The following is a 15,646-nucleotide window of genomic DNA, read 5'->3' as shown; positions in this document are numbered from 1 at the left end:
CGGGATGTGCAGTGTTCATTAACCCGCGGGGGTTGGCATCACCGGCGGCGTGTACTGCAAGGTGGTGCCGAGGATCCACAGCAGGAACAGCACCAGCGGCACGTGCACCAGCAACTGCACGAACGAGAAGCCGATCAGGTCGCGCGCCTTGAGGCCCAGCACGCCCAGCAGCGGCAGCATGTAGAACGGGTTGATCAGGTTCGGCAGCGCCTCGGCGGCGTTGTAGATCTGCACCGCCCAGCCCAGGTGGTACTGCAGGTCGTTGGCCACCAGCATCACGTACGGCGCTTCAATGATCCACTTGCCGCCGCCCGAAGGAATGAAGAAGCCCAGCACCGCCGAGTACACGCCCATCAACAAGGCGTAGGTGTCGTGGGTGGCGATCTGCACGAAGAAGGTCGAGATGTGGTGCGCCAGGCTCTGCGCATCGGCGCCCTGGACCTGGGTGAGAATCGCCGCGATCGAGCCGTACAGCGGGAACTGGATCAGCACCCCGGTGGTGGTCGGCACCGCACGGGCCACGGCATCGAGGAAGCTGCGCGGGCGCCAGTGCAGCAAGGCGCCGGCCATGATGAACAGCAGGTTGTAGGTGTTGAGCCCGGAAATCGCGGTGATCGCAGGTTTGGTCGAAAACTCGTTGTACAGCCAGCCCGCAGCCAGGGCCACCAACAGCAGGATCAGGATCGGGCTGTATTCCAGCCACTCGCCCGGGCGCGTGCGCTGGGGCGTTGGCGGTGCCGAGAAGCTTGGGTCGACGCCGCAGGCTTCGGCGCTGCGGGCGCTGTTGGGGCCCGGCGCGGTGGCGTAGGCCACGACCAGCGAAACCACCACCAGCGCGGCGAGCATTACCCCCGACTGCCAGAGGAAGATGGTCTCGGTGAACGGGATCACCCCGGTGATCGCCAGGATCGACGGCGGCAGGCTGGCCGGGTTGGCCTGCAGTTGCGCAGCCGAAGACGACAGGCCCAGGGCCCACACCGCACCCAGGCCCAGGTAGGCGGCGGCACCGGCGGCGCGGTAGTCCATTTTAAGGTCGGTGCGCCGGGCCAGGGCACGTACCAGCAAACCGCCGAACACCAGCGACAGGCCCCAGTTGAGCAACGAGGCGACCATCGAGATCAACGCCACCCAGCACACCGCCGAACGACCGTTGTTGGGGAGGCGCGCCAGGCGGTCGATCAACTTGACCGCCGGTGGCGAGCTGGCTACCACGTAACCGCCGATGACCACGAAAGCCATCTGCATGGTGAACGGGATCAGGCTCCAGAAGCCGTCACCGAAGGCCTTGGCGGTATCGGTGGGCTTGCCACCCATGGCGAGGGCAGCGACCGACACCAGCACCACGGCCAGGGCGGCGAACACCCAGGAATCGGGGAACCAGCGTTCGGCCCAGTTCGAGCAACGCAGGGCAAAACGGGCGGAGCGGCTGTCTTGGATATCAGCGGCCACGGGATTTTCCTTTTATCGTTATTTTTCTGGAACAGCCAAAAGCCCCATCGCGGGGCAAGCCCGCTCCCACAAATACCTGTAGGAGCGGGCTTGCCCCGCAATGGGGCCCGAAAGGACGATTTAAAACGTCATTTCTTTAACATCATCCGCCACAATCAACTTGCCCGCGGTCTTCTCGATGATCTCTTCAACCGTTACACCCGGCGCAGTCTCGCGCAGGATGAAAGCGCCGTTCTCGATCTCAAGGTAAGCCAGGTCGGTGAGCACCTTGCGGATGCAGCCGGCGCCGGTCAGCGGCAGGCTGCAACGCGGCAGCAGTTTGGACTCGCCGTCCTTCGACGCGTGGGTCATGGTGACGATGATGTTCTCGGCACCGGCTACCAGGTCCATCGCCCCGCCCATGCCCTTGACCAGCTTGCCGGGGATCATCCACGAGGCGATGTTGCCTTCCACGTCCACTTCAAAAGCGCCGAGCACGGTGAGGTCGACGTGACCGCCGCGGATCATGGCGAAGGATTCGGCCGAGTTGAAAATCGAGGCGCCGGTGCGGGCGGTGACGGTCTGTTTGCCGGCGTTGATCATGTCGGCGTCCAGCTGCGCTTCGGTGGGGAATTCACCCATGCCCAGCAGGCCGTTTTCCGATTGCAGCATTACGTCCATATCGGCCGGGACGTAGTTGGCCACCAGGGTCGGGATGCCGATGCCGAGGTTGACGTAGTAGCCGTCCTTGAGTTCACGGGCTACACGTTGGGCCATTTGTTCGCGGGTAAGTGCCATGGTCAGGATCTCTTTATTGTTCTGGGGTCGGGTCAGGCTTTGACGGTGCGTTTTTCGATACGCTTCTCGAAGGTGCCGACGATGACCCGGTCGACATAGATGCCCGGGGTATGGATTTCGGTCGGCAGCAGCACGCCTGGCTCGACGATCTCTTCGACCTCGACCACGGTGATCTTGCCGGCGGTGGCGGCCAGCGGGTTGAAGTTCTGCGCGGTGTTGCGGTACACCACGTTGCCGTAGTGGTCGGCCTTCCAGCCCTTGACGATGGCGAAGTCGCCGGTGATGGACTCTTCAAGGATGTACTTGCGGCCGTTGAATTCGCGCACCTCTTTGCCTTCGGCGACCGGGGTGCCATAGCCGGTGGCGGTGAAGAAAGCCGGGATACCGGCGCCGCCTGCGCGCATTTTCTCGGCCAGGGTGCCTTGCGGGGTGAGTTCCACTTCCAGCTCGCCGCTGAGCAACTGGCGCTCGAACTCGGCGTTTTCGCCCACGTAGGAGGCGACCATCTTGCGGATCTGGTGGTCTTCGAGCAGCACGCCCAGGCCAAAGCCGTCGACGCCGCAGTTGTTGGAGACCACGGTCAGGCCCTTGACGCCACGGCGCTTGATTTCGGCGATGAGGTTTTCCGGGATGCCGCACAGGCCGAAACCACCGGCCAGTACCGTCATGTTGTCGGTCAGGCCTTCAAGGGCCTGTTCATAGGTTGCTACGCGCTTGTCCAGTCCGGCCATGCTGATCCGCCTTTTGTAGTTGTTGATCCGACAGGGGTGTCGGCGAGCGTTTCAAGCATCTTCACCCCTGAGCACTTATTTGTTAATTTTGTTTTTATGATCGATTGATTAACTTTTCAAAAGAATAGCCTAATCCGATGAACGTCAAACAGTTGCGCGCCTTCGTCACCGTCGCCAAATACCAGAGTTTTGCCCAGGCGGGCGAACACTTGCACCTGTCGCAGCCGGCCCTGAGCCTGACCATCAAGGCCCTGGAAGACAACCTCGGCGGCGCCCTGCTCAGCCGCACCACCCGCAGCGTCAGCCTGACGCCTGAGGGCGAGGTATTGCTGCCCTTGGCCCGGCAACTGCTGGCCGACTGGGACAACACCGAAGAGCTACTGCGCCAGCGCTTTACCCTGCAGCTTGGGCGGGTGTCGATCGCCGCCATGCCGGCCTTTGCCGGCAACCTGCTGCCGGCGGCGCTGAAGGTGTTTCGCCAGCGCTACCCGCGGGTCAACGTCACGGTGCACGACGTCATCAACGAACAGGTGCTGGAACTGGTGCGCCACCGGCGCGTCGAACTGGGCATCGGCTTCGAACCCGAAGCCAGCGAGCCCCTGCGCTTCAAGCCGCTGTACCTGGACCGCTTCGTCGCCGTGGTGCCAGCCGACTCGCCGCTGGCGCAACAGCCGCAGGTGAGCTGGCGTGAACTGCTGGGCGAAGACTTCATTGCCCTGCAACGCCCTTCGGCGGTGCGCCTGCTGCTGGAGCAGCACCTGGCCGCCGAACACGGCAAGCTGGCGGTAGCCTTTGAAAGCCATCAGCTGTCGACCATCGGCCGCATGGTTGCCAATGGCCTGGGCGTCAGTGCCGTGCCAGCCCTGTGCATCGGCCAGATGCAGGAGCTGGGCGCGCGTTGCGTGCCGCTGGTAGAGCCGAGTATAGAACGACGTATTGGCGTGACCCTGCTGGCCGACCATAAACTCTCGGCAGCCGCCCAGGCGCTGCTCGATGTATTGCTTGAACATATCCGCCCACAGGAGGTGACATGCGTACCGTGAAACTTGCCGAACACAACATTCCGGCCATTGGCCAGGGCACCTGGTACATGGGCGAAGACCCAGGCCGCCAGCACGCCGAGGTTGGCGCCTTGCAGCACGGTATCGAGCTGGGCCTGAACCTGATCGATAGTGCCGAAATGTACGCTGAAGGCGGTGCGGAAAAGATCGTCGGCAAAGCCATTGCCGGGCGGCGCGAGCAGGTGTTCCTGGTCAGCAAGGTGTACCCGCACAACGCCAGCCTCAAGGGCATTCCTGCGGCCTGCGAACGCAGCCTCAAGCGCCTGGGCACCGAGCACATCGACCTGTACCTGCTGCACTGGCGCGGCCAGTACCCGCTGGCGGAAACCGTCGAAGCCTTCGAGCGTTTGCGCGCCGAGGGCAAGATCGGCCGTTGGGGCGTGTCCAACTTCGATGTCGACGACTTGCGCGAGCTGTATCAGGTGAGCCGCAATTGCGCGGTCAACCAGGTGCTCTACAACCCCTCCCAGCGCGGCATTGAATACGACCTGCTGCCCTGGAGCCACAAGCGCCAGTTGCCGACCATGGCCTACTGCCCGCTGGCCCAGGCCGGGCGCTTGCTCAAGCACCCGACCCTGGCTGAGATTGCCGAGCGCCATGGCGCGACGCCGGCGCAGGTGAGCCTGGCCTGGGTGATTCGCCAGGACGGGGTGATCGCCATTCCCAAGGCGGTGGACCTTGAGCATGTGCGCCTGAATGCCGCGGCGGCCAACCTGATGCTCAGCAGTGAAGACTTGCGCGCGATCGACCGGGCCTTTGCGCCGCCGACACGCAAGCAGCATCTGTCGATGGTGTGAGGCGTTTCTGAGGGCCTCATCGCTGGCAAGCCAGCTCCCCACCGATCCCCTGTGGGAGCTGGCGTTGCCGGCGATGGGCTGCGTAGCAGCCCCAATCAATGGAAATCCCGGCTCCGCACATCCAGCCCCTGCAACAGCGGACTCAGATCCTCCAGGCGCTGGGCGATCAGGTGACGTACCCCGCTCTCGCACTCCAGCTTGCCAGTCACCCGCATCAGTTGCGCGCCCACCAGCACCCGCCGCTGGCGCTCGGCCAGGTCGCGCCAGACCACCACGTTGACGTTGCCGAACTCGTCTTCAAGGGTGACGAAGGTCACCCCGCTGGCGGTCCCCGGCCGTTGGCGCCCGGTCACCAGCCCCGCCACGCTGACCCGATCGTTGTGTTCGGCCTGCTCCAGCGCCTGCGAGCTGCGGCACCCCAGGGCATTGAGGCGGCGGCGCAGCAAGGTCAGCGGGTGCGGTCCGAGGGTGGTGCCGACACTGGCGTAGTCGGCAAACATGTCCTCGCTCAGCGACGGTTGCGGTAAATCCACCGGCGCTTCCACCGGTGCCTCGATACCGGCGAACAACGGCAGCTGCGCCTGCACCGCGGCCACGCTCCAGCGCGCCCGGTAACGGTCGCTGGCCAGGCCACGCAAGGCTCCGGCATCGGCCAGCAGCTCACGGGCGCGGGCATCCAGCTGCGCCCGCTGGCACAAATCACTGACATCGCGCCAACCACACTCGGCCCGCGCCTGTTCGATGCGCAAGGCGTCCTGCTGGCGAAAGCCGCGCACCTGGCGCAGGCCCAGGCGAATGGCCAGGGCGTCCCCTGCCCCCGGCTCCAGGCTGCAATCCCAGTCGCTGTGGCAGACATCCACCGGGCGGATCTCGAGGTGATGACGGCGGGCGTCCTGCAAGATCTGGTCGGGGCTGTAGAAACCCATGGGCCAGCTGTTGATCAGCGCGCAGGCAAAGATCGCCGGCTCATGGCACTTGAGCCAGCAACTGGCGTAGGTCAGCAAGGCGAAGCTGGCGGCGTGGGACTCGGGGAAGCCATAGCTGCCAAAGCCCTTGATCTGCTCGAAGATGCGCTCGGCAAATTCTGCGCTGTAGCCGTTGTCGAGCATGCCCTGGGTCAGCCGTTCGCGGTGCGGTTCCAGGCCGCCGTGGCGCTTCCAGGCGGCCATGGCCCGACGCAGCTGGTCGGCCTCGCCGGCCGAATAACCACCGGCGACCATCGCCAGTTCCATCACCTGTTCCTGGAACAACGGCACGCCCAGGGTGCGTTCGAAGACCTGCTTCAGCGCATCGGACGGATAGCTAACCGGCTCAAGCCCCTGGCGCCTGCGCAGGTACGGGTGAACCATATCGCCCTGGATCGGCCCGGGGCGAACGATAGCCACCTCGATCACCAGGTCGTAGAAATTCTTCGGCTTGAGCCGCGGCAGCATGGCCATCTGCGCCCGCGACTCGATCTGGAACACGCCGACGGTGTCGGCGCGGCCGATCATTTCGTAGGTCGCCGCGCAGTCGGCCGGGATGCTCGCCAGGGTCAGCTGGCGACCACGGTGGCGATACAGCAGGTCGAAACAGCGGCGCAAGGCGCTGAGCATGCCCAGGGCAAGAATATCGACCTTGAGCAGGCCGACCAGGTCGAGGTCGTCCTTGTCCCACTGGATCACCGTGCGATCATCCATGGCGGCGTTTTCCACCGGCACCAGGCTGTCCAGCGGCTGCTCGGAAATCACGAATCCGCCCGGGTGTTGGGACAGGTGGCGGGGAAAGCCGATCAGCTCGCCGGTCAACGCCAGCACCCGGCGCAGCAACGGGCTGTCGGGGTCGAAACCGGCTTCGCGCAGTTGCTCCGGTGGTGGCAGGCGGTCGCTCCAGCGCCCGCAGCAATCGGCCAGGGCGTTGATCTGCTGCACCGGCAAGCCCAGCACCCGGGCGATATCGCGCACTGCACCGGCAGCGTGGTAGGTACTGGCCACGGCGGTGAGCGCCGCGCGATGGCGACCGTAGCGGCGGAACACGTACTGCAGGACTTCTTCGCGGCGGTCGTGTTCGAAGTCGACGTCGATGTCCGGCGGCTCGTCGCGCTCGCGGGACAAGAAGCGCTCGAACAGCAGGTGGCTTTTCATCGGGTCGAGCTCGGTGATGCCGAGCACGAAACACACCACCGAATTGGCCGCCGAGCCGCGCCCCTGGCAGAGAATGCCCTGGCCCCGGGCGAAGTTGACGATGTCGTGGACGGTAAGAAAATAGCTTTCGTAGTTGAGCTCGGCAATCAGCTCCAGCTCGTGCTCCAGGGACTGGCGCGCCTTGTCGCCGATGCCCCCGGGCCAGCGCTCACGGTGGCCGCGCTCGCACAGATGGCGCAGCCAGGCGCTGGCCGTCTGGCCTTCGGGTACCAGTTCGCGAGGGTACTGGTAGCGCAACTGGCCCAGGTCGAACTGGCAACGCGCGGCAATGCGCAGGCTTTCTTCGAGCAATGCCGGCGGGTACAGCTCGGCCAGTTGCGCCAGCGGGCGCAGGTGCCGTTCGCCATTGGCGAACAGGCGCTGGCCGGCCTCGGCCACGCTGCAGTGATGGCGGATGGCGGTCATGCTGTCCTGCAGGGCACGACGACCACGGGCATGCATGTGCACATCACCGCTGGCCACGGCCGGAATATCGAGGTGCTCGGCCAGGGCCAGCAGCTGTTGCAGGCGCCGCGGGTCATCGGCGCCACGGTGCAGCTCGACCGCCAGCCACAGACGCTCGGCGAACACCTCGCGCAACCAGTGGCCGCTGGCCGGGTCAGCCTCACTGCCGTCCGGCACCCACAGCGCCAGCAGGCCGTCCAGGGGCGTGGCGAAGTCTTCGCGCAGCAACTGGTACTCGCCCTTCTTCGCCCGTCGCCGGCCCAGGGTGATGAGCTTGCACAGGTGCTGGTAGCCGCCAAGGTTCTCGGCCAGCAGCACCAGCTTGGGGCCGTCGTGCAGGCGCACTTCGCTGCCGACGATCAGCGCCAGGCCCGCCGCCCTGGCTGCCTGCCAGGCGCGGACGATGCCGGCCAGGGTGCACTCGTCGGTGATCGCCAGGGCCTGGTAGCCCTGCTGGCGGGCGCGCTGGAACAGCTCCTGGGCACTGGAGGCGCCACGCTGGAAGCTGAAGTTGGACAGGCAGTGCAGCTCGGCGTAACCCGGTGTGTTCATGCGAACCAGCCCTGCAGCCACAAGCGGCCGTCTTCACCGAGGGTGCGGTAGGCCCAGCCGTGCAAGCCGCTGGCGGTACGCACCCGGTAGTAATCGCGGCGCACATCGCCGCCGTCCCACCAGCCGGATTCGATGCGCTCGGCGCCGGTCAGCAACTGCACGCCGAGGCCGGGCAAGGCCTGGGGCTCGGCCAGCAGCCAGCCCGGGCGTGGCGCACCTGGCAGCGCCAGCGCCTGGCGCCGCCCGTCGCCCGCCTGCCAGGCGCACTCGGGGCGGTGATCGGCCTGGGCCGCAAGCCCGCACACCGCTTCGTCGCCCAGCCGCGCGCGCAAGCGTTCACGCAGTTGCTCCCAGGGCTGGTTTTGCTGTGGGCGCGGGTCGAACAGTTCGGCGCGCTGCGGCACGAAGGCCGGCAGGTCTTCGGCCAGCAGGCGCAGGTTGCGCACCGGTGCGGCACTCTGCAGTTGCTCAAGGCGGCCACGGGCCAGCTCGAACAACATCGACGGATCACGCTCGGCCGCCAGCAGGCCGACCGGCACGCAGGTATCAGGCCCTTCGGCGTGCTCCAGGTGCAGGGCAAAGCGCTGCACGCCGCTGTCGCGCCCGGCGAGGAAGGCGGCAAGGTCGTTGATCAGCCGGCGCAGGGGGAACAGCAGGGCCTGATGGGATTCGACATCGAAGTTCAGCTCCAGGCGCGCATCGAAGCGGTCCGGCGGCAAATAGAATTCCAGGGCCATGGGCCGGCGCCCGAGCAGGCGATCCAGGTGCAGTTGCACCGGCGCGGCAAAGCGCCGGGCCAGGGCGTCACGGGGCAAGGCCAGGACCTGGCCGAGCTGGCGCAGGCCCATGCGCGCCAAGGCGTTGGCAGCCTCGGCGGGCAGGCCGACGCGGTCGATGGGTATCTGCTCCAGCGCCGCACGGGTTTGCTGCGGGCACGCCAGGGCCAGGCCGTCGTGGACATTGGCAAGCATGCGCGCCGCCACCGGGTTGCTGGCCAGGACGATACGGTGACGAAACCCCAGCGCCTTGAGCTCTGCGCGCAGCCGCGCCTCAAAGGCCGGCCAGGGCCCGAACAGGCCGAGGCTGGACTCGACTTCGAGCAACAGCACCCGCGGGTAATGCAAGCTGACCTGGGAGCTGAAGCGATAGGCCCAGGCGGCCAGAAACTGCTGCAATTGCTCGATGGCCGCCGGGTCGTGCTCGATGCAGGTAAAACGGCCGGCCAGGGCCTGGGCGGTGGTCAGCGCCTGCCCGGCGCGCAGGCCCAGGGCGGCGGCTGGCGGGTTGACCGCCTGCAAGACCCGGCGCTGGGCCGGGCCGCTGAGCAGCACCAATGGCGTGTCGGCGTCGTCGCGGGCGCGCAGCACGGCGTCGAGCGCCAGCTGCGGCAGCAGGATACAGGCCCAGAGCATGATCCATCAGCCTCGCCCGGGGCAGGCAATGGGCGTGGCCGGAGCCAGGCCGCCGCGGCACTTGAGTACCCGCCATTGGGCCGGCTGGGCATCGACGGCAATGCGCAGCGCCGCCGGTGACGGGTTGAGCGCGGCCTGTTGCGGGCGACAGGCAAAGGCCAGGGTCTGGCCGCTTTCGGCCGCGACCTGCAAGCGGCGCAAGGCGCGATCATCGGCCTTGTGCGGCCAGCACAGCACCGCGCCGCAACTGCCCGAGCGCAAACACTGCTCGGCAGCCCAGAGCACCTCGCCGGCAGTGGCCTGAACCACCGCCAGCCACTGCAGGTCGACCCCGGCCGCCTGCCAGGCCGGTGGGTAGGGAATGAACGGCGGCGCAATCAGCACCACCCGCTCGCCGGCCTGGGTCAGGCGCGCCAGGCTCGGCCACAACAATTGCAGCTCGCCACAGCCTTCGGCCGCCAGCAGCAGCTCGGTCAGCGCCCCGGGCGGCCAGCCGCCACCGGGCAGCGCCGTGTCCAGAACGGCATGGCCAGTGGGCTGCAGTCCCTGGGGCAAGGCCTGCGGGCGACCCTTCCAGACCCGTTGCTGGTCGAGCAGGCCGTCGAGGCTGACCACCGCACCCATCAGCCGCGCCTCACCAGGCCGCAGAACACCCCTTCGATGACAAAGTCGTGCTCCGGGCCGACCTCGATGGGGGCATACGCCGGGTTGCGCGGCAGCAGCCGGTAATGCCCGCCGGCGCGTTCGAAGCGCTTGATGGTCACCTCGCCGTCCAGGCGCGCGACGATGATCTGCCCGTCACGGGCCTCGGCCTGCTGCTTGATGCCGACCAGGTCGCCGTCGAGGATGCCGGCGTCGATCATCGAGTCGCCGCGCACCTTGAGCAGGTAGTCCGGGGAGCGGCTGAACAGGTGTGAATCGAGCATCAGTTGCTCGTGGATATCCACGTCGGGGCCGATCGGCCGGCCGGCGGCGACCTGGCCGAGCACCGGGATCTCCAGCACCTCGGGGCGGCGCAAGGCACCGGCCAGGCGGATGCCACGGGCCTGGTTGGGGGTGACCTCGATGAAACCAGCCTCGGTCAGCGCCTGGATGTGCTTGCGCGCGACACTGCGCGAGGCAAAACCGAAGGCCGTGGCAATATCGGCCAGGCTTGGCGGCTGGGCCTGATCGGCGATGCGCTGTCGAATGAAATCGAGAATAGCGCGGCGTTTGGGCGATAGTTTATTCATGGAGTACATTTGTACTCTTTTCCTGTGCATCTGACCAGCCCCGCTGATCCGGTTATCATGGCCGGCCACCGCAGCGGAAGCCGACCATGCTTGATGCCCTGTTGTTCGACCTCGACGGTACCCTGACCGATACCGACAAACTCCACCTGCTGGCCATGCAACAGCTGTTGCTCGAAGAAGGCCGGGTGTTCACCGAAGCCGAATTCGATGCCCACGTCAGCGGCCGGGCCAATGCCGACCTGTGCCGTTACTTGTTCCCGGACCGGCCGGTGAGCGAGCACCAGCTGTTCGCCGAGCGCAAAGAGGCGCGCTTTCGCGCACTGTCGCCGACCTTGCAGCCCACCGCCGGCCTGCTGCGTTTGCTTGAACATGCCGAACGCCAGCACATCGGCGTTGCCGTGGTCACCAACGCGCCACGGGCCAACGCCGTGCACATGCTTGGCGCCATGGGCCTGGAGCAACGCTTCGAGCATGTGCTGGTGGCCGAAGAACTGCCCCGGGCCAAGCCCGACCCGCTGCCCTACCTCACCGGCCTTGAGCGCCTGCAGGCGCGGGCGACGCATTCGCTGGCGTTCGAGGACTCGGTACCGGGGGTGAAGGCGGCCAGCGGCGCGGGGATATTCACCGTCGGGTTGTCGACCAGCCAGCGGCCTGAAGCCTTGCTGGAAGCCGGTGCGCAGTTGGTGGTGAAGGATTTCGACGATGAGCGCTTGTGGGCGTTGATCGGGCGGATGTCCGGCTGAAGACTGCGGCGCGCCCATCGCTGGCAAGGCCAGCTCCCACAGGGTTGCGGGGTATGCAGGATCTCTGTGGGAACCGGCCTTGCCGGCGATGAATTCACCACCGTTCATCGCCCCTGCCCTCATACCTGTCGAATCTCCCGGCTGGCAATCGACCATGAGTACATTCCCCCAGCGGAGCCGTACCCATGGACAACCATCAAAACCCCCAGGTGGTCTCGCGCAGCGAATGGCTCAGCGCCCGCCGCCAGCTGTTGCTGCATGAAAAGGCCCTGACCCACCAGCGCGATGAACTGAGCAAGGCCCGCCGCGCCCTGCCCTGGGTGCGGGTCGACCAGGACTATCGCTTCGAAGGCGCCCAAGGCCGCCTGAGCCTTGGCGACCTGTTCGCCGGCCGCAGCCAGTTGCTGGTCTATCACTTCATGTTCGGCGAAGGCTGGGATGAAGGCTGCCCGGGCTGTTCGTTTCTGGCCGATCATTTCGACGGCGCCAACCTGCACCTGGCCCATCACGACGTGTCGCTGGTGGCGGTGTCGCGCGCACCCTATGCCCAGTTCCAGGCCTTCAAGCAACGCATGGGCTGGAAGTTCCCCTGGGTCTCGTCCCACGCCAGTAGCTTCAACCAGGACTTCGGCGTCGGCGCCAAGGGCAGCGACCAATACAACTATGAGCCGTATTCGGGCGAAGAAACCGAGCTGCCGGGCCTTAGCGTGTTCTACCGCGATGCCGGCGGCACGCTGTTCCACACCTACTCAAGCTACGCCCGCGGGCTGGACATTCTGGTCGGTACCTACAATTTTCTCGACCTGATGCCCAAGGGCCGCAACGAGGAAGGCACCATGGATTGGGTGCGCCATCATGACCGTTATGAAGACGTCGCCCAACCACCCCATTGTTGCCACGAGTAGTACAGCGCCGGCAAGCCCTTTCGGGCTGTATCCCGGACAGGCTTTGCCCTACAGTAGCGCGCGTCAATACTCGCGTTACTGTACAGGTCCTGCCTTGATGATCATCCAGCCACAAAAACCCTCCATCCGCGTCCTGCTGTTTTCGCTCAAGGGCTCGATCATCCCGGCGATCTGGCGCAAGGTGCTGTACACGGTGCTGATCAGTTCGGCGGTGGTGGCCACCCACGGTACCCTGTTCGAGTACAAGGTCATCCTCACCGCCACGCCCTTTACCCTCTGGGGCCTGACCCTGGCGATCTTCCTCGGCTTTCGCAACACCGTGGCCTACCAGCGCTTCTGGGAAGCGCGCACGCTGTGGGGCGAACTGCTGATCGTCAGCCGCAACCTGACCCGCCAGACCCTGAGCCTGCTGCCCGACCTCGACGCCAGCCAGCGCCGCGCCCTGCTCGACCCCTTGATTGCTTTCGCCTATGTGCTGCGTGACCAGTTGCGCGGCACCCCGGCCTGCGCCGACCGCCAGCGCCTGCTCGACACCCCGACGCGCACCGCCCTGGCCAGCAGCGACGCGCCCGCCAGCCGCCTGCTCGGCCTGCTCGGCCAGCGCTTCATGGCCCAGGCCCGCGACGCCGGTGCCGGCGAGGTGATCCAGGCCAACCTCGACCAGCAGCTCAACCGGCTGTCGTACGTGCTGGGGGGCTGCGAGCGGATCAAGAACACGCCCATCCCCTACCCTTACATCCTCATGCTGCACCGCATCGTCCACGTCTACTGTTTCTTGCTGCCGTTCTGCCTGGTCGACAGCATCGGCTGGTTCACACCGTTTGCCGTGTGCGTGCTGGCCTATACCTTCTTCGGCCTGGATGCCCTGGGTGACCAGATCGCCGACCCGTTCGACACCCAGCCCAACGACCTGGCCCTGGACGCCATGTGCCGCAACCTGGAAATCGCCGTGCGCGAGCTGGCCGATGAAGCGGCGCCGGCACAACTGCAACCGGTCAAAGGGGTTCTGTTGTAAGCGTCGGTTCTTCAGTGCGCGCGGCATAGCGCTGGGCCAATACCGCGCAGACCATCAGCTGGATCTGGTGGAACAGCATCAGCGGCAGGATCATTGCGCCGATGCCGCCGCCGACGAACAGCACCTGGGCCATCGGCACGCCGGTGGCCATGCTTTTTTTCGAGCCGGCAAACAAAATGGTGATGCGGTCTTCGAGGTTGAAGCCCAGCCAGCGCCCCAGCGCGCTGGTCAGCCCCAGCACCAGCGCCAGCAGCAGGCAGCAGGCCAGCGCCAGGCCCATCAGGCGCGACGCAGGTACTGCATGCCACAGGCCGCTGACCACCGCATCGCTGAAGGCGGTATAGACCACCAGCAGGATCGAACCCTGGTCGACACTCTTCAGCCAACGGGCATTGCGCGCCACCCAGGCGCCGATCCAGCGCCGCGCCAGTTGCCCGGCCACAAACGGCACCAGCAGTTGCACAACGATTTTCAGCACGGCATCCAGGCTCGAACCGCTGTCACCTTCAACGCCCATCAGCAGCACCACCAGCAAAGGCGTCAACACGATGCCGAGCAAACTCGACGCCGCCGCGCTGCAGATCGCCGCCGGCACGTTGCCGCGGGCCAGGGAAGTAAAGGCAATGGCCGACTGCACCGTGGCTGGCAAAGCGCACAGGTACAGCACCCCCAGGTACAGCTCATCGCCCACCAGCGGCAGCAACAGCGGCTTGAGCAGCATGCCCAGCAGTGGGAACATCCCGAAGGTGCAGGCAAACACCAGCAGGTGCAGGCGCCAGTGCCCGGCACCGGCAGCGACCGCCTCGCGCGAGAGCTTGGCGCCATGCAAAAAGAACAACAGGCCGATGGCCAGGTTGGTCAGCCAGCCGAACAGCACGGCGCCGCTGCCTTCGCAAGGCAACAGCGTGGCAATGAGGATGACCCCGAGCAGCGCCAGGGTGAAATTGTCGAACAGCATCCGCAGGTACTTCATGACCGCTCCCGGCTTGTTATTGTGGCGCCGCAGACGTTAAGGTCTTTGCCCGATCTTGACTAACGCCAGCGCCCCGCCAGTGTCGCCAAAAGGACAACCGCCCACCTTCGCCCCGCAGTCACTGGAACAGCTGACCGCACTGCCGCGTCCGGTGTATGGCCACGTGCAGGCGCTGCCCAACGTGGTGCTCGGCTACCGCCATAGCCATCCGTGGGGGCAGTTGTCCTATGCCATCCGCGGCGTGCTGGAGGTGCACACCGACCAGGGTTTCTACCTGGTGCCGCCGCAGCGCGCGGTGTGGCTGCCGGCGCACGTGCCGCACCGGGTCAGTTGCGCTGACGACACCTGCCTGCGCAGCCTGTACCTGGAGCAAGCACCGCCGAGCTGGAGTGAGCCGCAATGTCGGGTAGTCGCGGTCAAGCCGCTGTTGCGCGAGCTGATCCGCAGCTTCAGCGAACTGCCGGTGGAGTACGACAGCGAGGGCCCGGACGGGCGTCTGGTGCAGGTATTGCTCGACCAGCTGGACCGTGCCGAACAACAGCAACTGATGCTGCCGCTGCCACTGGACCCGGACCTGCGCGCCCTGTGCAGCCACCTGCAGACGCAGCCCGATTCGCCGACCGGGCTGGCCGACTGGGCGCGGCAAGCCGGCGTGTCGGAGAAAACCCTGAGCCGGCGTTTTCAGCGCGAAACCGGCCTGAGCTTTCGCCTCTGGCGCCAGCGCATGCGCCTGCTCTGCGCCCTGCCGGCCCTTGAGCGCGGCGAGCGGGTCACCGACGTGGCCCTGGCCTGCGGCTACGAATCACTGTCGGCGTTTATCGCCGCCTTCGGCAAGCAGTTCGGCCTGCCGCCGGGGGAGTTCTTTCGCGCACGCAACGGCAGTGATGGTTGAGCGCCTGCACGTCGAAATCCGCCGACCAGCCTGATACTCTTGCGCCCATTCCGTTTTGCCTCTTGCCAGAAAAGGAGTTCCCATGGCAACGCTCACCGTCCGCGACGAGTCGGTCTCAGGCGAAGTCTTTGACGATTTCGCCCTGCACTTTGCCACCGACACCATCACCGTGCGCCAGTTGATCCGCGAGCGGGTCCATCAGGAAGTCCTGCAGCGCAGCACTGAAACCGGCCACAGCCGGCGCCAGCGCCTGGTCAGCCCCGAACCGCTGGAAGCCGCGCTCAATGGCGAGCCTGCCGTCGAGCGGCCGAGCATCGACTGGCGCAAGCAGGTCGACATCGCCTGCGAGGCCTTCGAGCGCAATGGCTTTTTCATCCTGCTCGACGAGCGTCAGGCCGAAAGCCTCGACGAAGTCCTGACCATCCGCCACGACAGCGTGGTCAATTTCATCAAACTGACCCCGTTGGTAGGAGGCTGAAC

Annotated in this window: 15 protein-coding genes; 7 read left to right on the top strand and 8 right to left on the bottom strand. The window is 66.1% G+C overall.

Features of this window, described 5'->3' with window-relative positions; translation table 11 throughout:
- Positions 1-18 precede the first annotated feature (18 nt).
- From ABIE20_RS24320 to ABIE20_RS24310, 3 genes are all read right to left on the bottom strand, one after another.
- Entirely contained in the window at positions 19-1,449 is a 1,431-nt protein-coding gene (locus ABIE20_RS24320; protein ID WP_195884437.1) for a short-chain fatty acid transporter, read from the bottom strand.
- 120 nt (positions 1,450-1,569) lie between these two features.
- Positions 1,570-2,226 (bottom strand): CoA transferase subunit B, encoded by a 657-nt coding sequence (locus tag ABIE20_RS24315; RefSeq protein ID WP_429507886.1) that lies wholly within the window; start codon positions 2,224-2,226, stop codon positions 1,570-1,572.
- 32 nt (positions 2,227-2,258) lie between these two features.
- The gene (locus tag ABIE20_RS24310) at positions 2,259-2,957 is read right to left on the bottom strand and encodes a CoA transferase subunit A (RefSeq protein ID WP_429507885.1); all 699 of its coding nucleotides are present in this window, start codon (positions 2,955-2,957) and stop codon (positions 2,259-2,261) included.
- Positions 2,958-3,094: 137 nt separating this feature from the next.
- Between ABIE20_RS24310 and ABIE20_RS24305 the strand changes: the two genes are divergently transcribed.
- Together ABIE20_RS24305 and ABIE20_RS24300 are read left to right on the top strand one after the other, a co-directional pair.
- A complete protein-coding gene (locus tag ABIE20_RS24305; RefSeq protein WP_429507884.1) occupies positions 3,095-4,000 on the top strand; it encodes a LysR family transcriptional regulator in 906 nt (301 codons plus the stop codon).
- On the top strand, positions 3,988-4,815 hold the full coding sequence (locus ABIE20_RS24300; protein ID WP_429507882.1) for an aldo/keto reductase: 828 nt from the start codon (positions 3,988-3,990) through the stop codon (positions 4,813-4,815). Before ABIE20_RS24305 ends, ABIE20_RS24300 begins: the two co-directional genes overlap by 13 nt.
- 95 nt (positions 4,816-4,910) lie before the next feature.
- On the opposite strand, the gene ABIE20_RS24295 is transcribed toward ABIE20_RS24300, so the two are convergent.
- The 4 genes from ABIE20_RS24295 to lexA are packed head-to-tail and all read right to left on the bottom strand — an operon-like array spanning position 4,911 to position 10,647.
- Entirely contained in the window at positions 4,911-8,015 is a 3,105-nt protein-coding gene (locus ABIE20_RS24295) for an error-prone DNA polymerase (protein ID WP_429507880.1), read from the bottom strand.
- On the bottom strand, positions 7,991-9,406 hold the full coding sequence (locus ABIE20_RS24290; protein WP_429507878.1) for a Y-family DNA polymerase: 1,416 nt from the start codon (positions 9,404-9,406) through the stop codon (positions 7,991-7,993). Before ABIE20_RS24290 ends, ABIE20_RS24295 begins: the two co-directional genes overlap by 25 nt.
- Positions 9,407-9,412: 6 nt before the next feature.
- On the bottom strand, positions 9,413-10,030 hold the full coding sequence (gene imuA / locus ABIE20_RS24285; RefSeq protein ID WP_429507877.1) for a translesion DNA synthesis-associated protein ImuA: 618 nt from the start codon (positions 10,028-10,030) through the stop codon (positions 9,413-9,415).
- Positions 10,030-10,647, bottom strand: a complete 618-nt coding sequence (gene lexA, locus ABIE20_RS24280; RefSeq protein WP_045194093.1) for a transcriptional repressor LexA — start codon at positions 10,645-10,647, stop codon at positions 10,030-10,032. Before lexA ends, imuA begins: the two co-directional genes overlap by 1 nt.
- A gap of 77 nt (positions 10,648-10,724) precedes the next feature.
- Here lexA and ABIE20_RS24275 point away from each other — a divergent pair, with 77 nt between their 5' ends.
- The 3 genes from ABIE20_RS24275 (at position 10,725) to ABIE20_RS24265 (ending at position 13,301) form a co-directional block, all read left to right on the top strand.
- Positions 10,725-11,381: an HAD family hydrolase gene (locus tag ABIE20_RS24275; protein WP_429507876.1), complete on the top strand. Its 657-nt coding sequence runs from the start codon at positions 10,725-10,727 to the stop codon at positions 11,379-11,381.
- Positions 11,382-11,566: 185 nt separating this feature from the next.
- Positions 11,567-12,286, top strand: a complete 720-nt coding sequence (locus ABIE20_RS24270; protein WP_429507874.1) for a DUF899 domain-containing protein — start codon at positions 11,567-11,569, stop codon at positions 12,284-12,286.
- 97 nt (positions 12,287-12,383) lie between these two features.
- On the top strand, positions 12,384-13,301 hold the full coding sequence (locus ABIE20_RS24265; RefSeq protein WP_429507872.1) for a bestrophin family protein: 918 nt from the start codon (positions 12,384-12,386) through the stop codon (positions 13,299-13,301).
- Here the strand turns inward: ABIE20_RS24265 and ABIE20_RS24260 are convergent.
- Positions 13,282-14,274 carry a bile acid:sodium symporter family protein gene (locus ABIE20_RS24260; RefSeq protein WP_429507871.1) on the bottom strand — a complete coding sequence of 331 codons (993 nt, stop codon included), beginning with the start codon at positions 14,272-14,274 and terminating at the stop codon, positions 13,282-13,284. The two genes, ABIE20_RS24265 and ABIE20_RS24260, sit on opposite strands and share 20 nt — an antisense overlap.
- Positions 14,275-14,353: 79 nt before the next feature.
- On the opposite strand from ABIE20_RS24260, the gene ABIE20_RS24255 reads away from it, so the two are divergent.
- Both ABIE20_RS24255 and ABIE20_RS24250 read left to right on the top strand, forming a co-directional pair.
- Positions 14,354-15,166 (top strand): AraC family transcriptional regulator, encoded by an 813-nt coding sequence (locus tag ABIE20_RS24255; protein WP_429507934.1) that lies wholly within the window; start codon positions 14,354-14,356, stop codon positions 15,164-15,166.
- Positions 15,167-15,248: 82 nt separating this feature from the next.
- Positions 15,249-15,644 (top strand): hypothetical protein, encoded by a 396-nt coding sequence (locus ABIE20_RS24250; protein ID WP_429507870.1) that lies wholly within the window; start codon positions 15,249-15,251, stop codon positions 15,642-15,644.
- The last annotated feature ends 2 nt before the right edge of the window (positions 15,645-15,646 follow it).

The organism is Pseudomonas sp. 2835, from assembly GCF_050435905.1.
Taxonomy (GTDB): Bacteria; Pseudomonadota; Gammaproteobacteria; order Pseudomonadales; family Pseudomonadaceae; genus Aquipseudomonas.
Note: the sequence above shows the minus strand (reverse complement) of the source record. Positions and strands in the feature narration are given on the sequence as shown.

What these genes read in the sequence shown, in the direction of transcription:
- ABIE20_RS24260 (WP_429507871.1), bottom strand. Translation starts at nt 14,274, where the DNA reads ATGAAGTACCTGCGGATGCTGTTCGACAATTTCACCCTGGCGCTGCTC.
- ABIE20_RS24270 (WP_429507874.1), top strand. Translation starts at nt 11,567, where the DNA reads ATGGACAACCATCAAAACCCCCAGGTGGTCTCGCGCAGCGAATGGCTC.
- ABIE20_RS24300 (WP_429507882.1), top strand. Translation starts at nt 3,988, where the DNA reads ATGCGTACCGTGAAACTTGCCGAACACAACATTCCGGCCATTGGCCAG.
- lexA (WP_045194093.1), bottom strand. Translation starts at nt 10,647, where the DNA reads ATGTACTCCATGAATAAACTATCGCCCAAACGCCGCGCTATTCTCGAT.
- ABIE20_RS24305 (WP_429507884.1), top strand. Translation starts at nt 3,095, where the DNA reads ATGAACGTCAAACAGTTGCGCGCCTTCGTCACCGTCGCCAAATACCAG.
- ABIE20_RS24290 (WP_429507878.1), bottom strand. Translation starts at nt 9,406, where the DNA reads ATGCTCTGGGCCTGTATCCTGCTGCCGCAGCTGGCGCTCGACGCCGTG.
- imuA (WP_429507877.1), bottom strand. Translation starts at nt 10,030, where the DNA reads ATGGGTGCGGTGGTCAGCCTCGACGGCCTGCTCGACCAGCAACGGGTC.
- ABIE20_RS24315 (WP_429507886.1), bottom strand. Translation starts at nt 2,226, where the DNA reads ATGGCACTTACCCGCGAACAAATGGCCCAACGTGTAGCCCGTGAACTC.
- ABIE20_RS24265 (WP_429507872.1), top strand. Translation starts at nt 12,384, where the DNA reads ATGATCATCCAGCCACAAAAACCCTCCATCCGCGTCCTGCTGTTTTCG.
- ABIE20_RS24310 (WP_429507885.1), bottom strand. Translation starts at nt 2,957, where the DNA reads ATGGCCGGACTGGACAAGCGCGTAGCAACCTATGAACAGGCCCTTGAA.
- ABIE20_RS24275 (WP_429507876.1), top strand. Translation starts at nt 10,725, where the DNA reads ATGCTTGATGCCCTGTTGTTCGACCTCGACGGTACCCTGACCGATACC.
- ABIE20_RS24250 (WP_429507870.1), top strand. Translation starts at nt 15,249, where the DNA reads ATGGCAACGCTCACCGTCCGCGACGAGTCGGTCTCAGGCGAAGTCTTT.